Raw genomic sequence first — 25,436 nt, 5'->3', positions numbered from 1 at the left:
ATTAACCCTCAATCTTAATCTGTAGCTCGATAAGCTCTTCTAGCTCTTGGAGAAGCACTTCGTTAATCTGCGGAAGCATTGTCATTTCGTTGTTCCGAATAACATCACCCAACTGAGTAATCGCCAACTCCAGTTCACCTTCAGACAGTTTGTTACCGACATTAGACAGCGCTTGCCAAAGAGGATGCTGATCTGATGCTTTCACTTGCTGAAAAAGGCCCCGCTGATGCGCTTCATTGAGATACTGTCTATGCACCACTGATAATGAACTATTAAAAAGCTGGGCAGAATTAACACCAGACGTCAGTACATGCACTTCAGATTGTTGGTGTTGAGCGATTTGTGCGTACAAGGCCAAATCACCAAGTAGATAATGTAAGTCGTTAGCGGTATTAACCTCATGTACTTTTTCGATGATTTCACCCACAGCCGAATCTAAGTTTCTCAGCAGCGTGTTCGCGTTGGAGCTCGCTACAACTTGGTCAAAAGTATTCGCCATAATTGGAGAATAAAATCGAAGGTTCTTCGCTGAATAGAGGCTTGGGTAAGGTATTGAGTAGTACACATCACGAAGGTAAGCCGCAACAATCGTTTGTTCGAAGACTGGCTGTATGAAAGCGCGGAACACTTCATATTGTTTGATAGCACTTAATACCCCTCCGGATGGTTTTTCTGTTAAAAGCAGTTCATACCAACGGCTAAGCTGATACCAGTCTTTCCTTTGCTCAGGATCGTTAGCATTCAAGCCCTGGCTATTTAAGTACTCGGTTAAGGTAGTTTGATAAGGAAGCACTTTCATTATTGATAGCTGTGTTATCAAGGTTTCAAATGCTTGATTTGAGAGTTGACCAAATACATACGCATAAGCCACATCATGTAATTTAGAGCGCAATAATCCCGACTGCCAACCTTGGTTGACCTTCGCTCCCACATAAGTATCCACATCGAAGTTAAACGATTTTCTGATCACATCAACGAGCTCTTGATCTTTAGATACATGGTAGGTGTCATAGAGCGGTCCTGAGTCTTTACATGCGTCAAGCGATGCCTGAATACCACCGGGATAAACGGACGGTATACCCCAACACTCTCTTGCTGGCTTCACTTCAAATGTCGCGGCATGTAATTGCTCTTCTGACAAATAATCCACATTCCAATTCACTTTCGCATACTCACGCAACCCACTCATACGTGCCCTCTCCTCAAGTAAACGTCGATTAAGTCTCGTGTATTGGTAGACTTCAGGAAGATGGCTCTTTGCACGAGCAATGACATTACTGAGCAGTATGTCTTTGTGCTCCTGCAAGTTATTTATGGAAGTTTGGACAAGCGAGCGCTTCGCTTCGTGTAATTTTAGGTGAAGTTGATTTAATTCTGACGAGGATAATTGTTGAGCGATCAGCTGAATCCGCTCCTGACCTTGTGATTTGACACAATCCAGCAAATTAAGCGGATTATCAGCAACGTCGGAGCATAACGGGCTATTGAGATTTGATTGCTCTGATATGTGACCATAAACCTTGAGATATTCCAGATCCATCCTCGCCATTTGCCTCACAAGCTGACGATCATAACCTGCTGTTATTCGGCGATATTCCGTATCCGCAGCAAGCAATAGTTGGTCGATGTACATTTCAATCGACGCGTTAATGTGCCTATCGTATTGATTAATCAGCTTAATTGCGTCTTCCTTTTTGTGATGAAATCGATTGAAATCAGGATGATGATCATTAAAAACATAGTGAGTTTGAGATTCAAACTCCTCAATCTTCTCTTTCGCTGCAAAGTATTTAATATCATTGGACAGCATGTTTAGCTCATCACCGACCAATGGCACAATCGAGAAGACAGACGCTGCTTTATCTAAACGCGTCGATGACTCTTTGGAAAATGTAGATGCCATACTCTCTGCCCAAACCCCCACAGCAAAGGCATCGCCAACAGGGCCAAGTACTTCAAGTGTAGAGCTTCCAGCTCGACCCAGACGATTTAATATTGCAGGGCCACTTAACGCACTTTCTGCGGCTACTGGTACAGCATTTAATGCCTCTTCTGTTGAAGGCCATGCCTCAGAAAACAGCTGTTGTTGTGAAGAGTGTTCTAGCTCACCGAATGTAGAGCCAAACTGAGGTTCTGAGAAAAATTCCTGATGGAGGTGCCCTTCTAGACGCCGACTATCGAAGCTATTTAAGCTTTGTGTATCAGACACACCATCGATAAAGCACAATGAATAGGTAGCAGGACTGAATGCAGCCAAAGCGATGAAACTGGGTATTAACTTTAAATTCATTAGTAATATGTTCTTTATATGGTTAAAGAGTAAAATGGACCGTTCATAAATATGACTTTAAAATGCGCACACTTCAGCGGCTGTGATTTCTTCGCCGCTATGCATATCTTTTATTTTCTTATTACCTATTGAGTTAGGATTTATTTCTCGGTAAACAACGTGAGTTCCCATATAACTCGTTTTAATAGCTGTTACTTCAAAATAAGAGTTTCTATTAATAAGAACCTCCAGCTCCCCATCAATAACATTTGGTATTACAATACCGCTTTTACCCTGTCGCAATTCAAATCTTGCAAGCTGGCCAGAATGAAAGTTATAGGCAGCATCTTTTGATATAGACGTTGAAACATAAGCGCTAGGACTAACAATATCTCCAACTTGTATGTCTGACATATAAGCCCCAAGTTCACGTTCTCCTCTAAAGGTAACGCCTTGATACTTTGCACCGCTTTCAAACGCTGAATCTATATGATCAATGATATTCTGGGTTTCATCATCAAAAACGCCTGAGATAAAACTTTCTCGAGTCGATGCAAAAGCATAGTCTTGATACTCGGCAAGTGCAGCGACCTCTTCTTCTGAAAGAACATCTTTTTGAACATCAGCTTGTTCGTATAATTCTGTTCTTAGTCTGTTAAATTCTCCATAATCATCAATGCCAGGCTCAGACATAACTTCCATGATCTGTTCTATATCTGAATTACTGTAATATTTATCATTGTACTTCAAGCCCGCAATTGCATGAGAACACAAACTAGCGTGAACTAATAAGCCGAATATTACTTTTCTAGATTTCACTTTTATTTACCAATTGACGAAATAAATCTCCCAGAAAAATAACCAGGAGAATGTTAATAACTTATTTTAAATAATACCTCTCATACAACAGGCATGAGAGGTAACTACCATCAAAGACAATACAATGCTGATCGAGATCTAAGTGACACTTCTTCTCCACTAAAGCTATCGTAAATGTGTATATCTGGTTCAGCCTTTAGATATTTTGCTGGATTCTTAATCTCTCTTATTTTTATGTAGTTTTTTCTCGATGAAAGCCTCTCTACGGCTTCTACACGAAAATAAGTATTGGGCTTTGCTAAAATTTCTGCTTCATAAGGTTTAAAGGTATAAGCATTAATAGCCCGCCCAGACGACTTCAGTTCAATTTTAAACTGAGCCGCAGACACTCCCTCATATGCTCCAGAAGCGGAAAAGTTTCTGGCGATACTTGGAATAGTAGAAGTCGATAGAAAGGCTTTTTCATGTAAGATGTCGCCAACATTAAGCTTTTCCAGAAGGCTATTCTTAATGGATGAGCCCCGATAAACCGTGCCTTTATAGTTTGGCAGCTTGTTCATCACACTTCGCATATGAGAAACACGGCTTTTAAGCGCCTCTCCATATCCCTGCATCAAGAACTCTTTGGGTTCGCCAGCTCGCATGTACTCATTCACAACATCATGGTCTACACGACCGTAACGTTTAATTGCTGAGTACTCTTCCGGAATCATCTTCCGCTCTGCCTTTGCGTGATTCTCGACAGACCAGTCCATTAGGTCATCTGCCATCTGCTCTTGTTGAACTGGTGACAAATCCCGTCCTTTAAACTCTACAAAATCTTCTGCCTTCACCAAATGGTGGATCGAAAAAGTCAGTAAAAAGACTAAAATCATTTTTTTCATATTAAGCTCCCTGTTCAACTGCAGACTAGAGTACGCCAGTAGGAATGGCTTATCTCTTCACCTGAATAGAGGTTATATGTTGTTCCCGTCGTCGCTTCATGTGACGAAACGGTCTCTAGCGCCACCATCGCAGAACCTCGATTCAATTCGATATTTGTCACTCTGTAGTAAGTGTTTGGTGGTAACAACACCTCAGCTTCTCCACCAAATTCAGACAAACCACCAAGTGCGCGACCACTATTTTTTACTTGAACTTCATACAGCACACGCTGTAAAGATTGGGGCGAGTTAGGCCGAACCACGGCAAAACGCTTCGCGATGTCTGGAATGGTGCTACTGGATGTAAATGCAGGTTCCACGACCACATCTCCCACTTGGAGTTTGTTCAAAAGAGACTGCTTTGCCCACGCACCACGGTAGGTTACACCCTTGTAGTGAGGCAGTTTTTTCATGGCACTACGAACCTGCTTAATAAACTTCCTCGCACTTTTTCCCGCACTCCCCCAAGTGGAGGTATCCAGAGCTCTTAAGTAGTCATTCGCAAGCTGATAGCCAGAAACGGAAAAATCTTCCAAGGCTTCGACTTCATTCGCCGTCATCAATTTATATCGCCAACCACTGGAAGCTTTCGCCCAATCAGAAAACTGTGACGCCAATTCATCGACTTGTACTTGGCTACGTAAAGGGGCTTTCAATACCTCAAAAGGCGCAGCCTGAGCGACGAAGCTAAAACAGAGAATACAAAGTGAAATAATCCTCAACATAGTCTGTTCCTCCCATTACCAATATCTAGGATTGTTTGGGCTTAAATCACAGGAGATATTTAGCTCATTCTGCTTGATGACTCCGAATCGAATCGCACTAAACAGCTCTAGCTGTTGGCGAGTAACACTGTCAAACCAATCAGAAAACGGCGTTAACCAATACATTGATTCATCACCGGAGACCTTAAACAAGGCGTCTCTCAGTTGCGGGTACATGATCATGCAAGTTCTGCCCGGTAGGTTAGTGAAGTTATTATTAACTTGAACCAGCAGGTCGAGCTTTCTACCCAATTCAGAATCAGCGTTAAACAAATCATCGATCGATGCATGTAGACGCACGTCATAACTCATGTCTTCGCCACTGTTCGCTGGGTGGTAATACGCAGAGTCACTGTCGTCGATGTTGTAATAAACGTCCAACGTCATATAGCGCAGTAGATGTGCAGGTAGTGGCTCAGATAGGAGTGCGGTCGTCCCTACTTCTCCTGATGCGTAGTGACCTGTAGAAATATTCTGCGCATGAATAATGCCAATGTATCTCTGGAAGTCGCCAAGCTGGGCAGCAAGCCATTCCTCACCATTGCTGTCAGCCACACCCATCGCTTCTAAAATACGATTTTTTACCACGCTTTTCGCTAGCGGTAATGCGGCCGCAAGATTGCTGGTATTCAAGTTGGACGCCCTTAGCGCTGACGCAATTAAAGGAGCGTGTTTATCGAGATCAAAGCTTCCCGGATATAGGTAACTATAAAAACCGTTAACATGGGTTGCTTGCCATTCACTCTCTAATGCCGAGCTAATAAAACCTTCCAGTTTTGCCAAGCGCTTTGAATGCACGTAATACCCTGAGTCTTTGTTCCTTTCATGCCAATCAGCAATGTGGTGCAATGACGATTCGCGAGATAGGTTTTCTTTTGCTAGGTAGCTAGGAGACCAAGCGGCACAAGCATTACCACTGCCACACTCGCCTTCCAGTGCCGCACTGGAATCAAACATCCAACGCATCACCCGCGCTTTGTCAGTTTCTGCAGTTCTGATGATGCGTTGCTTGTCGGAAAAGCTTAGGATCTGCAGCTCAAGCCAAGCCTCTTCATGTTGAGAGCTCCAACCTTCGTTGATCAGTTCATCCATAGATTGTGTAAAGACACGCTTGATCGCATCGCGATTTGGCATCACCATCTGCGAAATTACTTCATCTTTTGCAGAGTCATAACGCTCTTTCTCGGCAGGAATCCACGTGTACTCAGTACACCCTCTGAAGTTCGGGTCCCCCCCAAGTATCCCAATTCGAGTACACTTCTCGTACCCTTCTTGAATAACAAAGTACTTTTGACGACGTTCAGTCGCCGTGGCTGGACGCCCAAAAATACTGCGAGACATTTCATCTATCGCTAAATAATCCGCTTGGTCTTTAAAATAGCGATGGGCTTTAGCAACCGCTTCTGAATCAAACAAACGATCGATGGCATTCATGCCTTCTGCATACATTTCTTCTTTTAACTTGGCTCTAAGCACATCAAGCTGGGCGTTCGCGGTCTCGACGATTTTGATCTTCGAATTGAGAACTTGTCGGTAAAGTTGATGCAGTGTTTGACGATCTAAGCCTTCCACTTCCCCATTTCTAAGTTCATCAAGCACCGCCACTGCCAAGTCCAGATGGTCTTGTTGGCAATGCTGCAAGCGCGCTAGTGCTCGATTAGCTTCTCGCTTCGATGGCACATACATTGGGCGGTTGTTGTTTTCTTCCTGCTCTGGGTACAAAGCCAGCAACGCATCAATCTCTGTGCGGCAAGTTGAAGCAAGATCAGAGGCAAACAGTTTGGCATTCGCGCCTTCTAACGCGAGCTTATTAAAAATGGCTTTCTGAACTTCGCTCTCGACAGAGTTAATCAACGTCTCTGCTAACACGGCTTGCGCTTTTAACGCTTCTTGATAATGCTGCTGATATTTAAGCGCTACATCAGAGGCATAACCCTTCGCCAGCGCTTCAAGCATGCGCTTTTGACCGGATGCAAGATCCGCCCAATGCTGCTTATCTTTTTTGTCTTGTTGAGTGACGATGTCGTCGTGAACGGTAAAGCTATAATGATCACCCGCGGCAACTCGATTCCAACGAGCCGTTAGGATCTTACGATCAATTTCTCGCTCAGGTAGCTTGAGAACACCAAACCAATCAATCAGGCTCATCACCGTAGCAAAGCGGTCGTAGGACGTTTTCGTTTCATCTTCAAAGGTTTGAGCCACATCATTTGCCCACAATCCCACTGCAACGGTATCGCCTACTGGTCCTAACGCTTCTAGCGCACCCTTGGCAAAACCTGCCGTCGAATGCCCGATTGTCGCAAGCAAACTCGCCGCTTCTTCGGATTCAAGAACGGCAACATTAGCAGGACCGACCTCAAGTAGAGATGCAGTTTCTGGGAAAACTTCATCTGCCTCAGCAAGCGAAGGTCGCGCGTCTGCGTGGTGTTCTGGCGCAGATAAAAACAAATCTTGTGGCGTTAGGTCTTCACTGAAGTTTCGGTAATTTGACTTACGTATATCGTGGAAGCTCTCACGATCCAGTACGTTGTATTCATCACCAATATTACAAACTTCAAAAGCACTAACACAGGGGGAAGCAATGGCACACGCCAATACCAATTTTCGTAACTTCATATAATTATCCTTGGTTTGAGAAGTTATTCGCTTCTTGCAGGAAGCAGCAAGCCTCCGATTACTTATTCGCAACCGGAAATTGAACGTTTTTAATTAAGATGCTCTCGTGGGCAAACGCTGAGAGCAGAGAGACTTAGGATTAAGTCTTTGGATGATGCCGAGGGATCATTGATTTCATAGACAGCCAAACTTTTGTTGTTGTGTTTTATTACCTCCTGCGTACAAGACAGTCTGTTAGGAAAGAGGCTATCAAGGTTGCAAGGGCGCTATTTTTTATTGTTTTTATAAAATTTCGCAAAACATTAAACCAGTAGCCCAGTTGCGGCAATGCACCTTATCTCAACTTGTTGTAAGTGATTCGCCACTTAAGGTAATGATAAGTAAGACATTAAAATTAATAAGGACAAACAATGGGAACGCTCCCAATACGGATAATAATAACAATATAGATTACTGTTTCTGTTTGATTATCTTTAGGTCAGGTTAGGCAGAGATTGTTAGTTACAAAAGAACCAATAGTGTCTTTTTGGACAAAAGAGGATGTAGATAGTGCAAAACGCCAAATAATAATACGCCAATATTATTCGGCATAACTATTATTAAGACGCTGTTTTATAACAATTTAATATTTCAATTACTCATTAATTACAATGATAAATAGTCAATATCTCACAAAATGAAGAGAAGTAAGCCATTGCACCAACTATATTTAGCCTCAAACGATACATTTGAACTATGATTTATTGATAAAAGCGCCTATTTTCCTAGGTATTTCCAAGCCAACGATGAACGAGTGGACTGTGGCTTTATTCACCCCCCTTGTCGTCTCATTGTTAAGATGCTGTGAACTTTCCACTGGATGGACCATTGGCAGGAAGATATTCGCCTATAATCCCTGACAGTTTCGGTTACTACGTAAAAATTATGTTTCTAACACCTTATTTTTCAAACAATAATCACCAATTCCAATTTACTCGCGAGCAAGCAAGTCACTTTGCCAAGCGCGTAGCTGGTGATTACAACCCTATTCATGATGAAGACAACAAACGCTTTTGTGTTCCAGGAGACCTGCTTTTTGCAGTGTTACTGAGCAAAGAAGGTGTGAGCCAAAAAATGCGTTTTGATTTCTCAGGAATGGTAAGCGATGGCGTTGCACTTCACATTGAAAATAAGTGTGAAAAAGAAAGTGCGGTCGTCAATGAAGCAGGCAAAGAGTACCTACACATGTCTCGCGAAGGTGAAACCAACCGCGATGCTGCATTTATTGAACACGTAGTAACAAACTACGTTCAGTTCTCTGGCATGAACTTCCCACACATTATGGTTCCTCTTATGGAAGAGAAACAAATGATGATCAACTGCCAGCGCCCTCTCGTTATCTATGAGAGCATGGAAGTGGAATTTAACCGTCTCGATCTGACTCACCCGGAAGTCGATTTTACTGGCGCGACTTTTGATGTCGAAGGTAAACGCGGTGTGGTAACGCTAAACTTTGCATTCAAACAAGACGGCGAAGTGGTAGGCAAAGGGATCAAGCGAATGGTGGCAAGTGGCCTTAAGCCATACGACCAAGATGCGGTAGACGATTTGGTTCAACGCTTCAACGAGCGTAAGGACGCCTTTCTAGCAAAGTTCGCTAAGGCAGCTTAGTTCTTAACAGACAAAGTCTTTGCCGACCAATTTCAAAACCAAATTCATAAGAAAGCCCAGCGACTTTGCTGGGCTTTCTTTTTATCTGTGTTTTTCTTTTTATCTGCGGTTTGTTTTACTGTCATCAAATCCAGCGACGTACTTGATTCTTATAATCTAAATAGTCTTCACCAAACAATCGCTCTAATGCTCGCTCCTCTGGCTTAATTTGAAAGCGATTCATGTAAGCAACAAACAATACGCCACATAAGATAACACTGAGGTGTTGCCACCATAGTCCAATCGCAATGATGACAAGCAATAGCGCGACGTACATTGGATTACGTGTGTAAGCGAACACACCAGTATCCACCACCAACGAAGCAGTTTCTGGTTTTACTGGGTTAACGGTCGTCTTAGCTTTTCGAAACTCGTAAACACCAGCAATACCAACAACCCCCGCGATCAAAATTAGCCCAGCGGTAACAAACTCAACAAACGGCACAGTAATTTTCATTTCTGGCATGGCTTCTTTCAGCCAGTACATCAGAAGCACCATCAGCAAAAACAAAGCGACAGGTGGCACTTTAAGCTCAAGCTTTTTCAATTTTCATATCCTTATGAAAGCGTCTGCGTGTCAAAAATGAACGCGAGTTATAAGTGATAAAAAGCCCAGTAAAACTGGGCTTACGAAGCTATTTATACCAAGGTTAGCAAAGCTTGAACTGGATGCTTAGGTTTTACCCCTTCAAAACGTTTGACTTGGCTTCGGCATGAGTAGCCAGTGATGAGACATCTTTCATTGTCTAACTTATCTAGATTAGGCTTCCAACTCAGGTCAAAGATATCCCGCGACATGGTTAGCTTATCCACTTCATGACCAAATGTACCCGCCATACCACAACACCCGACGGGTACTGTATTTAGTATCGCCCCAAAGTGAGCGAAAATAGCCCCCCACTCCTTCTCAGCATTTGGCATTTTGGTTTTCTCAGTACAATGCGCGAACAAGTACCAAGGTGCTTCCTCTTTCGACTCTAATGTCTGGAACTCGCTTAATCTTGGGTGGAGCCATTCATGAGCGGTCAACACATCAAAATCACCACGTTTACTGCCCAATACCTCGGCATATTCGTCTCGATAACAAAGTACCAACGCAGGATCGACACCAACCATAGGGATATCCAAATCCGCAACCATTTCTAAGAACTTTGCAGTGTCTTGTGCGGTGCTCTTGAATTGGCGTAAGAAACCCTTAATGTGCTGTGCTTTGCCATTTGGTTTAAACGGTAACAACACAGGATTCATACCGAGCTTTCTGACGAGTTTGATGAAGTCTTCCACTACTTCAGCATCGTAATAGCTGGTAAAAGGGTCTTGTACAATTAGTACATACTTTTGCTTGTCTTCAGAAGGTAAACCACTCAACGCTTGCAGATCGTAAGCTGTAGTTAACGTCTCTACTCGCTCTTTCAAGGTCGGTACAGACAGCAGCGGTGCATCAACATATCCGACTGTCGACGCAGTCAAACTTTGCACCCAAGATTGCTTAAGCACACTATTTACTACACTCGGCGCTTTGGCCATCAATGGCAGCATGGATTCGATGTTCGATACCAAATAGTCTTTAACTGGACGTTGGTAACGTGAGTGATAAATATTAAGAAAGCGAGAACGGAAGCTCGGTACGTCAACTTTAATTGGACATTGGCTAGCACACGCTTTACACGCTAAACAGCCGTTCATGGCTTCATACACTTCATGAGAGAAGTCATACTCGTGACGACGATTAATCGAATGGCGGACTCGGTCAATCATGGTTTTGATGGACGTTTTGTTTTCCAGAGTTTGTTTTTCTAGATCGAGAATATCGATGCCTTGCTCTGTTAGTTGGCGTAGCCATTCACGAACTAAACCCGCACGCCCTTTTGGCGAATGACGACGGTCTGCAGTGACTTTCATTGAAGGACACATAGGCGAGCTGGTGTCGTAGTTAAAACACAAGCCGTTACCGTTACACTCCATCGCTTGCTTGAAGCTATCACGTACCTGAACATCAATCTGGCGATCGAAGTAACCACGTTTGGTATCGGTGACTTTGACAAGCTCTGCATCGCTATTTAGCGGCGTACAGATTTTGCCTGGGTTCATTTTGTTATGAGGGTCGAACGCGGCTTTAACACGGCGCAATTCAGTAAAGAGTTCTTCACCAAAGAACTCAGGGCCATACTCAGAGCGGAAACCTTTACCGTGCTCGCCCCACATTAAACCTCCGAATTTTGCCACCAGCTTAACCACTTCATCCGAGACTTCATGCATCAAGGCTTCCTGATGAGGATCGCACAGATCCAATGCCGGTCGAACATGGAGAACACCAGCATCTACATGGCCAAACATGCCGTAGTTGAGTGATTTTGCGTCTAGCAACTCGCGAAACTCAACGATAAAGTCCGCTAAGTTTTCTGGCGGAACACAAGTGTCCTCAGCAAACGCCACAGGCTTGGCGCGCCCTTTCGCAGCACCCAATAGCCCCACGGCTTTTTTACGCATGTTGTAGATACGACCGATACTCGCCACATCACTGCATACTTGGTAGCCAATGATGCCCGCTTCTTCCGTTTCTAGCATACTATCGAGCTTGGCCGTTAGAAACGCGACTTGAGAAGCAACCTCTTCTTCATCCTGACCAGCGTACTCAACCATATTAATGCCAAGCATCTCTTTATCAGGTACGTCAGTAATCAAATCACTGACGGTGTGCCAAACAATGTCTTGCTTCGCCAAGTTCAAAACTTTTGAATCCACGGTCTCAACGGACAACGCTTTTGCTTCCACCATAAATGGCGCATTACGTAGAGCTGAATCAAAACTGTTGTATTTGACATTAACTAGAGTTCGCGCTTTAGGAATGCGGGTTAGGTTGAGCTTCGCTTCGGTGATGAACGCCAATGAGCCCTCAGCGCCACACAAAACACGAGTGATATCGAAGCTGTCTGCCTCTTCATCAAATGCGTTTTTAAGGTCATAGCCGGTTAAGAAGCGGTTTAACGGAGGAAACTTGTCGTTGATTTGCTGGCGTTTGTCACGACACACAGATTCCGTTACACGCATTGCCGTGTCAGCAAATTCGCCTTCAGTCGGCAAACCGTGAGAAAGGTCAGACTCTAAGATTGAACCATCGGCAAAAACAGCTTGAAGAGAAAGAACGTGATCAGACGTTTTACCGTATTTTAGCGAGCCTTGACCGGAAGCATCGGTATTGATCATACCGCCAATCGTTGCCCGATTACTGGTCGATAAATCTGGGGAGAAGAAATAACCATAAGGACGAACGGCATCGTTCAATTGGTCTTTGACGACACCCGTTTGAACGCGAACCCATCCCTCTTGCTCATTCACTTCTAAGACTTTGTTCATGTGGCGAGACAAATCAACCACAATGCCTTTGGTTAACGACTGACCGTTAGTGCCAGTGCCGCCACCACGAGGAGAGAACGTAATACGCTCATATTCCTCTTTGTTGCTCAATTTACCGATGAGCGAGATATCTTGGGTGGTTTTGGGGTGTACAACGGCCTGAGGGAGTTGCTGATAGACACTGTTATCAGTGGCTACTGCGAGACGACTAGAGTACTGACTTTCAATATCGCCAGTAAACCCGGAGTGCTCGAGTTCTTTGAGAAAACTCAGAACGAGAGGATCGACATCCGTTTGCGAGTGTAATCTTGGTAACATTTGCTTCCTGCCCCTACTGCGCTGATCCAATCAGCTGCGGGTTATCTAATTTTTAGTCATCCACGCATTTTCGACCCGCAGCCATAAAACTGAGACCGAGACGAGGATGAAGTTGTTTTCTTTGAATTACGTCACTTTACAACATTTAAAAAGGCGTTCAAATCAGAATCTCTATACAAGATTTAAACTTATGCTTTATTTTTTAAGGCTTGATGCCTTACATTGAAGGGGAAATAGCCTTTCAATATGAGCTTTCAGGATGAAAAAAAATAAAGTTGTAACCACTGAAGATATCCTTCTAAAACTTTGCCAGTCGGTTTCTGGCGTTCTTACTTCGGCAACCTCTTCTCAAGTTAACTACTCTGCAATGGTACAAAAGATCAATAAAACCAGCCTCAAGCCGGATTTTGGTTGTTTTGTACTGTTTGATGGTGGCTTCACGGGCCTTGTAGTGATTAACTTTACCGCAAAAGCAGCACTTGAGATCTACACCAACTACATGCGCAATATGGGCATGCCAGAAGAGGAACTGGCGATCTCACACACATCAGATGAAGTCGGTGATGTACTGGGTGAACTGATGAATCAATTAGTGGGTGATTTCACGAACAAGATTCGTAAAGAGCTACAAACCAATATTACGCAGAACCAACCAAAAATGCTGTCGCTCAATAAGCAAGTGATTCTGCAAGTTGATACCAACCTCGATCGACCTCAAGCACGCCGCGTGACCTTCTCAACAGCGAATAACAACATCTTCTACCTTGAGCTTGCGATGGACAAAACTGAATTTATCCAACTCGAAGAGTTTGAAGTGGCAGAAGATGAAAGCCCAGATGATATTTTAGAAGCCACTCGCAAAAGTATGGAAGACAAGAAAGCATCGGAAGCAGTTAGTTCCAAAAGCGATGCCGATGACCTACTCGACCAACTCGGTTTGTAATTCTACTTCCCACCAAAGCCCCTGCCATTAAAGGGGCTTTGTTTTTCTCGCTGCCTTTCTCCTACTCCCGTTATTCCGTTTTTGACTGAAAAAAGGTAATATATCCGACTTCCTAAATTTCCGTTCTCGTTATTGGTCGTCGATGGATAAACAAAAAGCTCTGAAAAAAATCGCCAAGTGCTTAGAACTGGGCAACTCCGCCAACGTAAATGAGGCTGCAAATGCTATCAAGATGGCGCACCGCCTTATGCTTAAGTATGGCTTGGATAAAGATGATATTGAGTTTATCAAAATGGGTAAAACTCAATCTTCGCATCTGCTGCCAGCAAACATCAGTTCAACGCTGTTGCGCGTGATTCGTGGTATCAATACCAAATTTGGTGTTGAAGCCGTCTTGTTGAATCACAAAGGGCTTAAACGCGTCGAATTTATCGGAGAGGCTGACCGCGCTATTTTCGCGGCCTTTGCGTTCGATATTATCTACCGTGAAATGAACGAGAGCACCGGACAATTCCGCAATAGTTTTGCCGGTTCTGGGACCTCTTCAATGGAAGTAACGCGCCGCGTAAACTCATTTGTTTCTGGCTGGGTTGAAGGTGCGTTGGAAAAACTGCCTGTTATCTCTCCAGATGAAGAGTCAGCCAATAAAATCAATAATTACATTGATAAAGAATTTAAAAACATCGATCGCGAAACGTTCAAGCAACAGCTCAGAGAAGCGATGAAAAACCTAACTGCAGATTACGAAGTTGGGTTAAAAAAAGGTCGTAAGGTTTCCGTCAACCGTGGCGTTGGTGGTGAACAAGCGAGAAAGATGTTAGACAATCCGTCTAAATAATTGCACAAACGGTTATAACATCAGCAACTATAAGAAAAAGCTTACAAAGCTTCTATCAATCTGACGTTCGCATAACAAATATCAATACCTACTCATTCATAATTCGCATCCCATTATGAGGCGCAATTGCGCCTCAGCTTATACGGAGATTTTCCCTTGAAAAAGATGTCTATTGCACTTGCGCTAGTGCTAGCTCTTACTGGCTGTCAAGCAACTCAACGCCAAAACGCAACCACAGGTGAATACGAGACTAACTCGACCACACAAGGTGCATTGATCGGTGCCATCGCTGGTGCGGCTATCGGTTTGGCAACAGGTGATGACGCAAAAGAACGTCGTAAACACGCTCTAATTGGTGCGGCTGCTGGCGGTGCTACTGGCGCAGGTGTTGGCTACTACTTCGATCAACAAGAAGCAGAGCTACGTCGCGCACTATTGAATTCAGGTGTACAAGTAGAACGTGTTGGTGAAAACCAGCTGCTACTTCGCATGGAAAACGGTATTGGTTTCTCTTCAAGTTCTTACCAACTGGACGCAAGCATCCACAACACACTACGTGGCGTTGCTCGTATCCTCGTTGAATACCCGGATACAAGCCTCGTGATCGATGGTTACACAGACAGCACTGGTAGTGACTCTTACAACCAAACACTATCTGAGCGTCGCGCAGAATCGGTACGTCAGTTCCTAGTATCACAAAACGTAGCACCAGGTCGTGCAATTGCACGTGGCTACGGCGAGCGAAACCCAATTTGCTCTAACCAAACTTCTGAAGGTCGTGCTTGCAACCGCCGTGTTGAAATCCAGATCTTGCCACTGAAGTAATTTGGTTGCACCATATCGGTAATAATAATGATTACCGGAGCAGGTCTAGCGTCGTTCGCTAGACCTGACATACCAATGTCTTTCAGAGCCACAGCCCTCACCTTTGCTTTAAGTGCCTGCCTTACGAGCACTGCATTTGCTTCTCAGAACCCGACACAACCTGAAGCCCAATTCGAGCTTGCGCAGCAACTGGCTTTGAAACCCAATCCAGAATCACCTACTGACGCACGTTATTGGCTAGAGCAAGCGGCACATCAAGATTACTTACCTGCTCAAAAACAATTAGCAGAAGATTACGCTCGTGGTTTAACTGGCAACACGGATTTCACCCAAGCGATTTATTGGTTCACTTCTGTTGCGTTAAACGATCCTACCGACCGTGGCTTTTTGTTGGCTGATTTTGTCCAGCACCATCAAGCAGAAGTATCGAATTCCGATCTCGTCGAAGCTTGGTATCAATTGTCTGCACTTAAAAACCCTCAGGCAGAAGAAGCCTATAACCAGTTTTTGGAAGATCGCTTCAATCAACTCAGAGCCAAACAAGTTTCTGAAATTGTAGAGTTGGATAAGCAAGCCACTGACGAAGAACAGAAAGAGACCATTGAAATTCAACAAGCAAAGAAAGCTGAAAACTTCAACGTTTGGTATGCCTCTGGCGCTCTGGGCTTTGCTCTACTTCTTGGTGGCGGTGCATTCGGTTACCGCAGGCACACACAAAAGGCCAAAGCCACTGCAGCAAATGAAGTGTCACGCTCTCTGCAATTAGAGACACAAGTGAAAGAACTTCAATTTGCCAATAAACAACTTAAGCGCCAACTCGAAAAAGTATTTAAAGAGTTTAAGAAGATAAAAGGTCAATCTGAGAACCAAAAACTTCTCGTCGCTTGTGCGATGTTTGGCTATACCCCGCAAACTATTCCAGACAGTAAAGCAGTGAAGTTGCGCTACAGACAATTATCTAAACTCTATCACCCTGATTCTAGAGGCTCGGAAGAAGAGATGAAGCGTTTAAATCAGGCGTTTAAAACCATTTCACAAAATGTTACAAAAGAGTAAAAATAAGCCACACACCTTTATCTTACGAGCCTTTCAACCTCACAAATCAAGGCTCGCAATCGATCTCCCTCTCAAACAAATTAACAGACATTTAACCTGACTATCTTTTGTATGCCATAATGTTGGGCGAAAAATAACACCTAGCGACTCAAAATTTATGTAGGTGGGGAGAAAATCAATGTTCACTGAAGAAGGCACCTGTGACTGGTGTAAAAAACCTAGCTTTGTAACTCGCCATGATTATGTCGACGGCAAGTACCATAGCTCATGCAAATCCTGTTACGACATCGCAAAAATAGATGTTCGCCTGTTTAACCAAGGCGAAATGCAAATGCGCGAACGCATGACACAACGAGCAAGCTAACAAGAGCAAATCAACGGAACTGATTTTCAAGAGCGCCTTTTTGTAAGGCGCTTTTTTGATCCCACTTCAATACTTATTTCATCGCGGTTTTCTAGAAGGAATTCATATTCCCTATCCCTCTGGTGCTTCTCAGCCTATTAATTAACCAATTAAAAACGATGTCACTTATTTCATAGTGAACACGATTGTTTTCCTAGTTACCGGGTCAAACCCTCGATTTATCTGGAGTATAGTTTTGTCGCTCAAACAAAAAAACAGGTGACCATATGTACACAGATGAAGCGGAAGCAATTATTGCTAGCCAGCCTCCTGAAGCCGTTGCAACTGGCGAGTTGATGGTTTTGAAAAATACAATTAAAAGAAAAGTCTCTGGCCCTAACAGAAGCCGATTATTGCGATTAGCAAACTCCGAACTTGGCAGTTTATGCTCCCGCGCCAATTCAGGTAACATCGAACAAATTCGCACTATGTTTCAAACTATGGTTCAGCTTGTAAGGGCTGGCAGCATCGGCCTATTTGAAACAGAAATCGCACGTGCAAAAACCGAATTCTAACCATTATTAAACATCGATCCTTGTATTTTCAGGCTGCGTAATCGCAGCCTGCTTTTTATCATTGTCTGTAAAAGCAAAACGCTTTCTTGAACGTTCTGCCTCTGCCTTTCTTGTTTTCTCTTCCTTTCTTCTCCCTCAAAAGCACTAACACCACTGTGTGCCATCACGAAAAAGCACTGTATAAACTGGTTAAAACCACTGTATAGCTAAGCCGAAATTACTGTATATACAGTAGTAACCACCTGTATATACAGCTCCGGAATGCAAGTGACCTCACATTTAACCATGTTTATCAAACATATCAAAAAACCGAACTTTATGATTTATTTTCAATAACTTATACAAATAGCAAATCATAAGTAAGGGAAAGTTTTTCAACTCAATTCATAAAAATCGGTTGATCAGGCATCAAAAACAAACTACTGTATACACATACAGCATGTATAAAGGAACAGTAAGATGCAGTTACAAACTCAATCTCATACATACTCTCGCTACAACGTATTGGCACAAGCAACACAACCTATGGATGTGTCGGACCAACTTCTTTCTAAGTTGGCAATCTTGTCTCAGCAACAGCAATGGATTCTGTTTACCGCTGAGTGCCCTCGTCCTGATTTTGAGCAACTTGCTGCTTCCAACATTCGCTGTCAAAACATCATTCAGATGAAACCGTCTCAACAGCTTTCTGAAGTGGAAATCGTAATCAAAGCTATTCAGTCTGGTAACGCTAGCGCTGTCGTCGCATCGAACAAGATTGCTCTAATGAATCAATCAATGCTTCGCGATATTGCTCAACGTTATCAGTGTGAAGTCTTTTTCGTCGAAGGCAGAGTGAACAAGTACCACTAACAAGATCGACGTTATCCATCCTGCATCTCGCCTCCTTTTAAGGGGGCTTTTTTTGTGCTTTAACAAATTAGGGCAAACGTTTGCTTTTTCTCTGGCGAGTTAAAATAGTTCTGGTATGATGCCCTCATTCGATTTATTCAGCGTGCTCTTTTCGCTGGATATCTTCTCTTTATGACGTTTGATTAAGATGATAGGAATGTCGCAATGAGCCTTGCTAATCAAGTACTTGCCGTCAATGACGACCTGCCAATTCGCACCCACAAGCCTGTTCACAGCGGCAAAGTTCGCTCTGTTTACTGGTTAACTGAAGAAGACAGCGCACGACTGATCAAAGAAAAAGGATACGATGTCGCTCCTGATGCCCCGCTAGCCATCATGGTGATCAGTGACCGTATCTCTGCATTCGATTGTATCTGGCACGGCGAAGGTGGACTCAAAGGCGTTCCGGGTAAAGGCGCTGCACTCAACGCGATCTCTAACCACTGGTTCAAATTGTTCAAAGACAACGGCCTTGCTGATAGCCATATCTTGGACATCCCTCACCCATTTGTTTGGATCGTACAAAAAGCAAAGCCAGTTAAGATTGAAGCAATCTGCCGTAAGTACATCACGGGTTCTATGTGGCGTGCCTACGCAAATGGCGAGCGTGAATTCTGTGGCATCCAGCTTCCTGAAGGTCTTGAGAAAGATAAAGCGCTACCTGAATTACTAATGACACCTTCAACTAAAGGCATCTTGAAAGGCATTCCAGGCGTTCCTGAAGCGGATGACGTGAACATCACTCGCCAAAACATCGTGGAGAACTATGAAGCTTTCAACTTCTCAAGTGCAGAAGACATTGCGCAATACGAAAAGCTATTGAAAGAAGGCTTTAACGTAATCAGCGATGCGCTTGAAGCCGTTGACCAAACGTTCGTAGATACTAAGTTTGAATTTGGTTACGTGCACGACGCGGCCGGTAACGAAAAGCTAATTTACATGGACGAAGTCGGTACGCCTGATTCGTCACGTATTTGGGATACGAAAGAATACCAAGCGGGTAACATCGTTGAGAACTCGAAAGAAGGTTTCCGTCAGTTCTTACTAAACCACTTCCCTGATCCTAATATTCTGCTTAACAAAGAACGCATGCCAGAGCGTGAAGCTCTTGCTCGTGATAACGACCTGCCAGTGGAATCCTTGATGGATATCTCTCGCACGTATATCGGCATTGCAGAAAAAATCACAGGGCAACCAATCAAGTTGAGCGATAATCCGAAAGCAGAGATCATCGAAATCTTGAGCAAAGAATACGGTCTAATCGACTAAAGTCAGCCTCTGTACTGCGTTACTAAATTGACCAACAAGAAAGTCCGCTAAGTGCGGACTTTCTTATTTCAAGCGCAGTCATCTAGAACGTATTCGTTAGCTGCCCAACTCTATATCGAGCGTCAGACCATCCGTTGTGGATGCCGACTTGGTTGTCACTTGATAGTTTTTGTCTTTAATGCTGGAAAGCATGTACCACGTTGATTGCGCTTTCTCTGGCGTAAAGGTCACACGCATGAAACCGCGTTGCTTAATGTCTGTCCATTGCAGCTCAGAGACTAAATTCGGCAGTGAGTATTCCATCTGAGCAATCGCAACTGGCTCCAACGCTAAATATTCTTCCAAGCCCGGCGAACTGACCGAGCTTGTCGCGAACTCAACGCCAATAGGGTTGTCCGATATATCCTTCAACTCACTAGTCCATGCATTATGTGTGTCGCCCGCCAAACACACAAAGTTGCCAGAGCTCGCTTTAGCAATTTCGTAAACACGCTCGCGTTCGACATAGTAACCATCCCAAGCATCGAGGTTATACGGCAGTTTAATCGTGTCTGAGCTTGGGTCAGCAAGATAACCGGCGATTGCATTGTTCACTGCCAATAATGCGTCCATCTTCTGCTCATCGGTTGCGGTAAATAGTTTGAACATCGCCAACATAACAGAACTCGGAAGCTCCATACGTGACATCAGCACTTGCTGTCCAAGCACATTCCACTTTGTATTTTGGCTATTAAACGCATTCATCAACCACGCTAACTGCTCTGTGCCAAGCAGTTCTCTTTCAGTACTTCGTGACTGAGCAACTAGGCTACCAATCGCTTCCATTGTTGGTGCGGTTAGGGAGAAATAATCCAAAGGTTGGTCGCGGCCTACCAATCGAGTGTCGAGCATCATTAGATTGATTAAGTCACCAAAAGCAAACTGGCGATAAATCAGCATGTTTGAGAAGGTGTTTTCCCGCACAGGGAGCCATTCAGTCCAAGCTGCTGCTGCCGCGGCACGTCTGTCATTAAAGCTGCCTTCGTTGTCTTGGTGGTTTTCCGCCCCCTCTTTCCATGCATCATTAGCTAACTCGTGGTCATCCCACACTGCGATCATTGGTAACGCCGCATGTAAAGCCTGCAGATCTCCATCTTGGCGATATTGAGCATAGCGCTTTCGATAATCATCTAACGTAATACATTCTGTGCCTTTACTCGGCTCACGACCTAGCGCAGCTGCATCTTCGCTCGCATAACCACCAGCGCCATATTCATAAATGTAATCACCGAGATGCAAAACCACATCGAACGCTTCCTTTTGATGCTGTACAAGAATCTCTTTGTAGGCGTTGAAATACCCCGCCGGATAATTTGCGCAAGACACAACTGCCATAGACGCTTTGGTCACGCTGCCTTCCGGTAAGGTCTGTGTCATACCAACGATGCTACTATTCTCTCCCACCATGAATCGGTAGTAGTACTGGGAGCTTGGATTAAGGTTTTGCACATCGACCTTAACCGTAAAATCGCGACTGGTATCTGTGGTAAAAGTGCCACTTTGCTCGATGCTAGAAAAGTCTTCCGTTGCAGACACCTGCCAAGAGACATCGACATAACTCGCCTGCGTAGTCACCCGTGTCCAGATGATCACTTGAGTTTGAGTTGGGTCACCACTGGCGACGCCATGCTCGAATGAGGCTGCATTGGCGGTATTGTTATCATCACTCCCACAAGCGGTCAGCGTGGTAGCAACGGCTCCTGAAGAAACGACTTTTATAAAGTCTCTGCGAGACAATGACATAGTAACTTCCTTTGTTATTGTGTTTTTATCGATGCGCGTTTTCCTGCGCTGAGTAACGAGCCAATTTAGGCATTGGGGTCGTTTGGCTAATTACTCTAAAAAACATTAAGTTAGAAGCTAGTTATGACAATTGCATTTCTTAATGTTAATTTTTTGTTACCTTAAGTGTAAATACTCTATATTCATCACAGTTCCAACAAATTGAAAACCAATTTATAGAATCAATAAAACAAACATAAAAAAAGCGACCGTTGCAGGTCGCTTTTGTGTTTGGGGGAAATGTTCCTTGGGTGTTAGAGCTTCAAATTAAGCACATCTTGCTCTGCAGTTTCTACTTTTAGTTTACTTCTAGATTCAATGTACTCGATTTGTTTTAAGTCTAACGAATAAGGCATAACTACACGTAATTCATGGATTCCTTCATGTTTTGCAAGCTTTGCCAACATCACTAAATTGGATTCATCGCTCTGACGTGAAGACATCGATTTTAATGCAGCGTCCCAAAGGCGATCCTCTGGTTGGCTCAATTCCGCGATGTTCTGTTTCCACATCATGCCAAAAATGGGCGCGATGGTGGCGAACGCTTCCAGAAAGGTCCACTTCTTACTTCCCGTTGCCCCTAGGAAGCTGGTGTAGTCGAATTCAATGCATGTCTTTCCTTGTTGCTCCATCCTATGCCTCGACACTCTGAAATGAGATATACAAAATATCGTTCAATTACTTTGATATAGCAATAGGATATAAAACAATGGTCTTTTATGCCCTTATTTGACCTCAAAAGGAAATATTAAAACCAGCTTTGTAACAAATGATGTACAGCTTCGCCATATATAAGCATCCAATTGATTAATATTTTCAACGCTTAACTAAAAACGTTGCTAAGCACACCAAGCAAGTAAAGCCCTTTATAAATTCACCAATCGAATACCAAGCCCCACGCGAGTTTGAGAGTGATCATAGTCGATGAGCGTTTCGCCATAACCATGGTATCCCTGAACATACAGACCAAGGATGTCGTTAAAGTACAAGGTATAACCTAACTCGATGCCACCTTTATCATCAGCAAAGTTGTAAAAGCCTCGAGTATTGAACACACCAGCGCCAGTGTAGACCTTTGCCCAAAGTTCATAAGGCGCATAGTAGTCTTCCATTTCATCATTTTCAGTGGTGATTACCCACCAAGCGTGTGCACCGTATTCCACAGGGCCTGAAAAACGTTCGGCGGCGATATATAACCTATCCCAACTGCGAGAAAGCTTACTTGATTGACCATTTGATTCATGCTTATAGCCCGCTTCTAAGTGGTTGAATAAAAACATGTTGGATTGGTGCACGAGAAATACTTGAGGTTTGTAATTGGTCTCTCTGAACGGAGAAGATATGTCAGAGTTAGCAAGTTGCCAGAGAGATTTTTGTGTGTATGCACCCATCAGCGCAGTACCAGAGTTAAATCGATAAAATGGAATCGAAGCGGAGATTTGAAACTTCACTTCAAAATGCTGTAATGAGTCCATTTCAGAACCGAGTTCATTGTAAGCATCTTGATTAATGTCTGAGGTGTACGTACCGAGGACATAGTTATCTTCGTAAGTGGAGATGTGATTAATACTTTTTCCGTAAGCCAATACGGGGCATAACAATAGTGGAATTGCTTTATACTTCATCGTTTTCCTTCACGCCGCTCAACAAGAGCGGCAAATTCATTCCTTATCGCCTAAAAACAGGCCATAAACTTCAAGGGAAACGAGATCAAGCAAATACTGTTCCGGATTGTGTTACTTCACATCTAATACTCTGCTGGCTTTCTTGTATTGCACTTTCCAACCAGACCAACGTGGCAACTCCCAGCGTTTAGGGTCCCCTTTTCGACCTCCTTCGGCGTAGATAACCTGCACGAGCTTGCGTGATACAAAATACTCAACATCCAGTTTTAGCTCTGCAAGTACAAGTTTAAGTGGATAGCGTTCAACAAAGTCATCGTATTCCCACTCAGGGATGCCCTCGAACGGGATGTCATCGGCTACAAACAGCTCGATATCTTCCACACTTTCTACACCAAGCGTTTCCAGTTGCTCGACTAACCAAGTAACGAAAGACAAACCGTCGAGTTCCGTTTTTTCAATAGGCTCAGGATTTAACCCAAGCGCGTTATAGATCTTCCAGTGCTGAATTTGCTGTTTTCTCAATGGAGCAAAACCGGGCAATAGCGTTTCGTCTTCAATCATCTCAACGATAGATTGGACGGCAACTTCGCCTTCAAGCGCTTGATATTCCGTACAAATGGTTCGTCCTGCATAGACCAAATGCATGGTCGCTCGCGGGGCTTCTTCCTCATAATTGGTTTCGCCTTGTTGCCACTCACCAAGCTCTAATTCGCGCAGCAGATTGAGGGACACAGGTAGCATTACGGAGGCAAGATTGAGCGTCTGTTTTACGCCTCTTCCGGGTACACTGTGGCTATCTAGCACCAAAGCTGCCTCACTTTTTTCGGGGAAACGGCTATTGCGCCCAACCATCATTTCCATCAAACCATTGCCTAGCGCGTCACGACGTCTTTCTCGGCGAACAAATACAAGTTCTGGATGTAACGTAGCAATGGCTTTGGTCAATTCATCGCGTTTGTATCGCGATGCGACTTCAAGATCCGGCAATTCAAACACTTCTCGCATCTGCTTTGCTAACCCTTGCGCTTCTTCAAGCACGCTTGCATCAAGATTAATACCGGGAAGCTGCTCCCCTCGCACCAAGCGAATCATCAACGAGGCATCGCAGCCAAATGGCTCTTCTTGCGCTAATGCTTCGGCAAACTCACCGCCTTGCAATTGATACAATTGAGCGGGCACAGAAAGCGCTGCCGCTAAATCGATCATCGCTTCTCGTTCTGATTTGGTTTGGATACGAGTCACTAAGTCTGCAAATAAGGCATCAATTGGTAGAGGGTACACTTTTTTACCGTGCTCGGTGATGTCACCTTGCTCGTCTATCGCTGCCATCCTCTGTAGGGTTTGGAGTGCTGAGTTAAGTGACTTTTCAGGTACAGAATCGAGGAAGGAAAGTTCGGAAAGTCTGTATCCACAACAAGCCGCAGCGAGCATTGGTTCTACGAGTTCTTCACGATGTAATTCAGGTGGCGTCACCAGTTCCAACGGTGCATGTTCACCAAACAAACGAATACACGCTCCTTCAGCAACACGACCTGCTCGACCCATTCGCTGCGCCGCGCTGGCTTTGGAAATGTTGCTTAACGTCAGAGCTGTTCGTCCATTTCGTTGTACGGTTCTGCGTTCCAAACCACTATCGATAACTACGCGGATGTTTGGAATGGTCAGAGAGGTTTCTGCAACGTTGGTTGCCAACACCACTTTACGTTGCTTTTGTACCGTCAACGCACGATGGCGCTCTTCATCACTCACCGATGCATGTAGCTTCACGACCATCACATCATCAATACTTTGCAGCATTTGCGCGCATTGAGTGATCTCTTTTCGACCCGGTAAGAAAACGAGAATATCGCCCTCTTCGTCTTCGAGTGCTTCTTTTACCGTGCGCACAACATCACTCTCACAACCTTTCTTGTTCGGCAAGTAACGACTGTCCATTGAGCGATGAGTCACAGTGACAGGGAAACAACGACCTTCTGATCGCAGGCGCTTAGCATCCAAATAGTTCGCCAGCTTTTCGCCTTCTAACGTGGCTGACGTGACAATCAGACGGTGCTGTTTTTCTTGCTTTAAAATCGCGGTAAGGAGATCAATGTCCCAGCGGCGTTCATGAAATTCGTCCACCATCACGATATCGAAGCTAGCCAGTTTGTCTTCCGCGAACCAACGCAGCGCAACACCGGGCGTCACGAACACGACTTTAGTCTTTTCATCATAGTGAGCGTGAAGCTTGATCGCGTAGCCAATCTGTTTACCTAAAGGTTGACCAGATTGCTCGGCAAGAAATTCAGCTAACGAGGTACAAGCGATTCGGCGTGGCTCAATCACCAATACTCGACCGTGATTTGCTGCCCAAAGTGGCAATCGCGTGGATTTACCTGAGCCGGTTTCGGCCTCAACCACCAAATGATGGTGATTCACGAGTTGGTCAAATTCCGCTTGTAAGCTATCGATAGGTAATTGAGACATAAAAGATAAGAACGTGATAATGGATT

The 25,436-nt window shown here is 44.2% G+C and carries 20 protein-coding genes; 9 read left to right on the top strand and 11 right to left on the bottom strand.

Going from position 1 to position 25,436, the window contains the following annotated elements:
- Position 1 precedes the first annotated feature (1 nt).
- The 5 genes from L1076_RS13065 to L1076_RS13045 form a co-directional block, all read right to left on the bottom strand.
- Entirely contained in the window at positions 2-2,290 is a 2,289-nt protein-coding gene (locus L1076_RS13065) for a hypothetical protein (protein ID WP_237303741.1), read from the bottom strand.
- A 57-nt stretch (positions 2,291-2,347) separates the two neighbouring features.
- Complete coding sequence (locus tag L1076_RS13060; protein WP_039974502.1) at positions 2,348-3,088, bottom strand: ADP-ribosyltransferase; 741 nt, start codon at positions 3,086-3,088, stop codon at positions 2,348-2,350.
- Between the two features lie 110 nt (positions 3,089-3,198).
- Positions 3,199-3,972 carry an ADP-ribosyltransferase gene (locus tag L1076_RS13055; RefSeq protein ID WP_237303740.1) on the bottom strand — a complete coding sequence of 258 codons (774 nt, stop codon included), beginning with the start codon at positions 3,970-3,972 and terminating at the stop codon, positions 3,199-3,201.
- 14 nt (positions 3,973-3,986) lie between these two features.
- On the bottom strand, positions 3,987-4,736 hold the full coding sequence (locus L1076_RS13050) for an ADP-ribosyltransferase (protein WP_237303739.1): 750 nt from the start codon (positions 4,734-4,736) through the stop codon (positions 3,987-3,989).
- 15 nt (positions 4,737-4,751) lie between these two features.
- Positions 4,752-7,394, bottom strand: a complete 2,643-nt coding sequence (locus tag L1076_RS13045; protein ID WP_237303738.1) for a hypothetical protein — start codon at positions 7,392-7,394, stop codon at positions 4,752-4,754.
- 924 nt (positions 7,395-8,318) lie between these two features.
- On the opposite strand from L1076_RS13045, the gene L1076_RS13040 reads away from it, so the two are divergent.
- The gene (locus L1076_RS13040; protein ID WP_038868665.1) at positions 8,319-9,044 is read left to right on the top strand and encodes a DUF3581 domain-containing protein; all 726 of its coding nucleotides are present in this window, start codon (positions 8,319-8,321) and stop codon (positions 9,042-9,044) included.
- Between the two features lie 124 nt (positions 9,045-9,168).
- Here L1076_RS13040 and L1076_RS13035 read toward each other — a convergent pair whose 3' ends face one another.
- A complete protein-coding gene (locus L1076_RS13035; RefSeq protein ID WP_045402635.1) occupies positions 9,169-9,630 on the bottom strand; it encodes an isoprenylcysteine carboxylmethyltransferase family protein in 462 nt (153 codons plus the stop codon).
- Positions 9,631-9,722: 92 nt separating this feature from the next.
- On the bottom strand, positions 9,723-12,758 hold the full coding sequence (locus L1076_RS13030) for an FAD-binding and (Fe-S)-binding domain-containing protein (protein WP_237303737.1): 3,036 nt from the start codon (positions 12,756-12,758) through the stop codon (positions 9,723-9,725).
- A 259-nt stretch (positions 12,759-13,017) separates the two neighbouring features.
- Here L1076_RS13030 and L1076_RS13025 point away from each other — a divergent pair, with 259 nt between their 5' ends.
- The 8 genes from L1076_RS13025 to L1076_RS12990 all read left to right on the top strand — a co-directional run bounded on the left by L1076_RS13025 (position 13,018) and on the right by L1076_RS12990 (position 19,498).
- On the top strand, positions 13,018-13,701 hold the full coding sequence (locus tag L1076_RS13025) for a DUF3334 family protein (protein WP_104039905.1): 684 nt from the start codon (positions 13,018-13,020) through the stop codon (positions 13,699-13,701).
- Between the two features lie 142 nt (positions 13,702-13,843).
- Positions 13,844-14,539, top strand: coding sequence for a DUF2786 domain-containing protein (locus L1076_RS13020; RefSeq protein WP_038868669.1), 696 nt, complete (start codon positions 13,844-13,846; stop codon positions 14,537-14,539).
- Positions 14,540-14,695: 156 nt separating this feature from the next.
- Entirely contained in the window at positions 14,696-15,364 is a 669-nt protein-coding gene (locus L1076_RS13015) for an OmpA family protein (RefSeq protein WP_038868670.1), read from the top strand.
- Positions 15,365-15,439: 75 nt separating this feature from the next.
- A complete protein-coding gene (locus tag L1076_RS13010; RefSeq protein WP_237303774.1) occupies positions 15,440-16,420 on the top strand; it encodes a J domain-containing protein in 981 nt (326 codons plus the stop codon).
- A gap of 178 nt (positions 16,421-16,598) precedes the next feature.
- Positions 16,599-16,784 carry a hypothetical protein gene (locus tag L1076_RS13005; protein ID WP_038868672.1) on the top strand — a complete coding sequence of 62 codons (186 nt, stop codon included), beginning with the start codon at positions 16,599-16,601 and terminating at the stop codon, positions 16,782-16,784.
- A 266-nt stretch (positions 16,785-17,050) separates the two neighbouring features.
- Complete coding sequence (locus L1076_RS13000; protein WP_038868673.1) at positions 17,051-17,338, top strand: hypothetical protein; 288 nt, start codon at positions 17,051-17,053, stop codon at positions 17,336-17,338.
- A 459-nt stretch (positions 17,339-17,797) separates the two neighbouring features.
- The gene (locus L1076_RS12995) at positions 17,798-18,190 is read left to right on the top strand and encodes a SulA-like leucine-rich domain-containing protein (protein ID WP_054755976.1); all 393 of its coding nucleotides are present in this window, start codon (positions 17,798-17,800) and stop codon (positions 18,188-18,190) included.
- Positions 18,191-18,394: 204 nt separating this feature from the next.
- On the top strand, positions 18,395-19,498 hold the full coding sequence (locus L1076_RS12990; RefSeq protein ID WP_045407099.1) for a phosphoribosylaminoimidazolesuccinocarboxamide synthase: 1,104 nt from the start codon (positions 18,395-18,397) through the stop codon (positions 19,496-19,498).
- A 96-nt stretch (positions 19,499-19,594) separates the two neighbouring features.
- On the opposite strand, the gene L1076_RS12985 is transcribed toward L1076_RS12990, so the two are convergent.
- The 4 genes from L1076_RS12985 to L1076_RS12970 all read right to left on the bottom strand — a co-directional run bounded on the left by L1076_RS12985 (position 19,595) and on the right by L1076_RS12970 (position 25,410).
- On the bottom strand, positions 19,595-21,280 hold the full coding sequence (locus tag L1076_RS12985; RefSeq protein ID WP_237303736.1) for an alkaline phosphatase D family protein: 1,686 nt from the start codon (positions 21,278-21,280) through the stop codon (positions 19,595-19,597).
- 293 nt (positions 21,281-21,573) lie between these two features.
- The gene (locus L1076_RS12980; RefSeq protein ID WP_237303735.1) at positions 21,574-21,951 is read right to left on the bottom strand and encodes a transporter; all 378 of its coding nucleotides are present in this window, start codon (positions 21,949-21,951) and stop codon (positions 21,574-21,576) included.
- 234 nt (positions 21,952-22,185) lie between these two features.
- Entirely contained in the window at positions 22,186-22,944 is a 759-nt protein-coding gene (locus L1076_RS12975) for a phospholipase A (RefSeq protein ID WP_237303734.1), read from the bottom strand.
- A gap of 111 nt (positions 22,945-23,055) precedes the next feature.
- Positions 23,056-25,410 (bottom strand): helicase-related protein, encoded by a 2,355-nt coding sequence (locus tag L1076_RS12970; protein WP_105069201.1) that lies wholly within the window; start codon positions 25,408-25,410, stop codon positions 23,056-23,058.
- Positions 25,411-25,436: the final 26 nt, after the last annotated feature.

The sequence above is a fragment of the Vibrio sp. MMG023 genome (assembly GCF_021654215.1).
In the GTDB taxonomy this organism is placed as follows: Bacteria; Pseudomonadota; Gammaproteobacteria; order Enterobacterales; family Vibrionaceae; genus Vibrio; species Vibrio jasicida.
Note: the sequence above shows the minus strand (reverse complement) of the source record. Positions and strands in the feature narration are given on the sequence as shown.

Coding starts and splice junctions, on each gene's coding strand:
- L1076_RS13065 (WP_237303741.1), bottom strand. CDS start 2,290: ATGAATTTAAAGTTAATACCCAGTTTCATCGCTTTGGCTGCATTCAGT.
- L1076_RS13055 (WP_237303740.1), bottom strand. CDS start 3,972: ATGAAAAAAATGATTTTAGTCTTTTTACTGACTTTTTCGATCCACCAT.
- L1076_RS13050 (WP_237303739.1), bottom strand. CDS start 4,736: ATGTTGAGGATTATTTCACTTTGTATTCTCTGTTTTAGCTTCGTCGCT.
- L1076_RS13045 (WP_237303738.1), bottom strand. CDS start 7,394: ATGAAGTTACGAAAATTGGTATTGGCGTGTGCCATTGCTTCCCCCTGT.
- L1076_RS13040 (WP_038868665.1), top strand. CDS start 8,319: ATGTTTCTAACACCTTATTTTTCAAACAATAATCACCAATTCCAATTT.
- L1076_RS13030 (WP_237303737.1), bottom strand. CDS start 12,758: ATGTTACCAAGATTACACTCGCAAACGGATGTCGATCCTCTCGTTCTG.
- L1076_RS13025 (WP_104039905.1), top strand. CDS start 13,018: ATGAAAAAAAATAAAGTTGTAACCACTGAAGATATCCTTCTAAAACTT.
- L1076_RS13020 (WP_038868669.1), top strand. CDS start 13,844: ATGGATAAACAAAAAGCTCTGAAAAAAATCGCCAAGTGCTTAGAACTG.
- L1076_RS13010 (WP_237303774.1), top strand. CDS start 15,440: ATGTCTTTCAGAGCCACAGCCCTCACCTTTGCTTTAAGTGCCTGCCTT.
- L1076_RS13005 (WP_038868672.1), top strand. CDS start 16,599: ATGTTCACTGAAGAAGGCACCTGTGACTGGTGTAAAAAACCTAGCTTT.
- L1076_RS13000 (WP_038868673.1), top strand. CDS start 17,051: ATGTACACAGATGAAGCGGAAGCAATTATTGCTAGCCAGCCTCCTGAA.
- L1076_RS12995 (WP_054755976.1), top strand. CDS start 17,798: ATGCAGTTACAAACTCAATCTCATACATACTCTCGCTACAACGTATTG.
- L1076_RS12990 (WP_045407099.1), top strand. CDS start 18,395: ATGAGCCTTGCTAATCAAGTACTTGCCGTCAATGACGACCTGCCAATT.
- L1076_RS12985 (WP_237303736.1), bottom strand. CDS start 21,280: ATGTCATTGTCTCGCAGAGACTTTATAAAAGTCGTTTCTTCAGGAGCC.
- L1076_RS12980 (WP_237303735.1), bottom strand. CDS start 21,951: ATGGAGCAACAAGGAAAGACATGCATTGAATTCGACTACACCAGCTTC.
- L1076_RS12975 (WP_237303734.1), bottom strand. CDS start 22,944: ATGAAGTATAAAGCAATTCCACTATTGTTATGCCCCGTATTGGCTTAC.
- L1076_RS12970 (WP_105069201.1), bottom strand. CDS start 25,410: ATGTCTCAATTACCTATCGATAGCTTACAAGCGGAATTTGACCAACTC.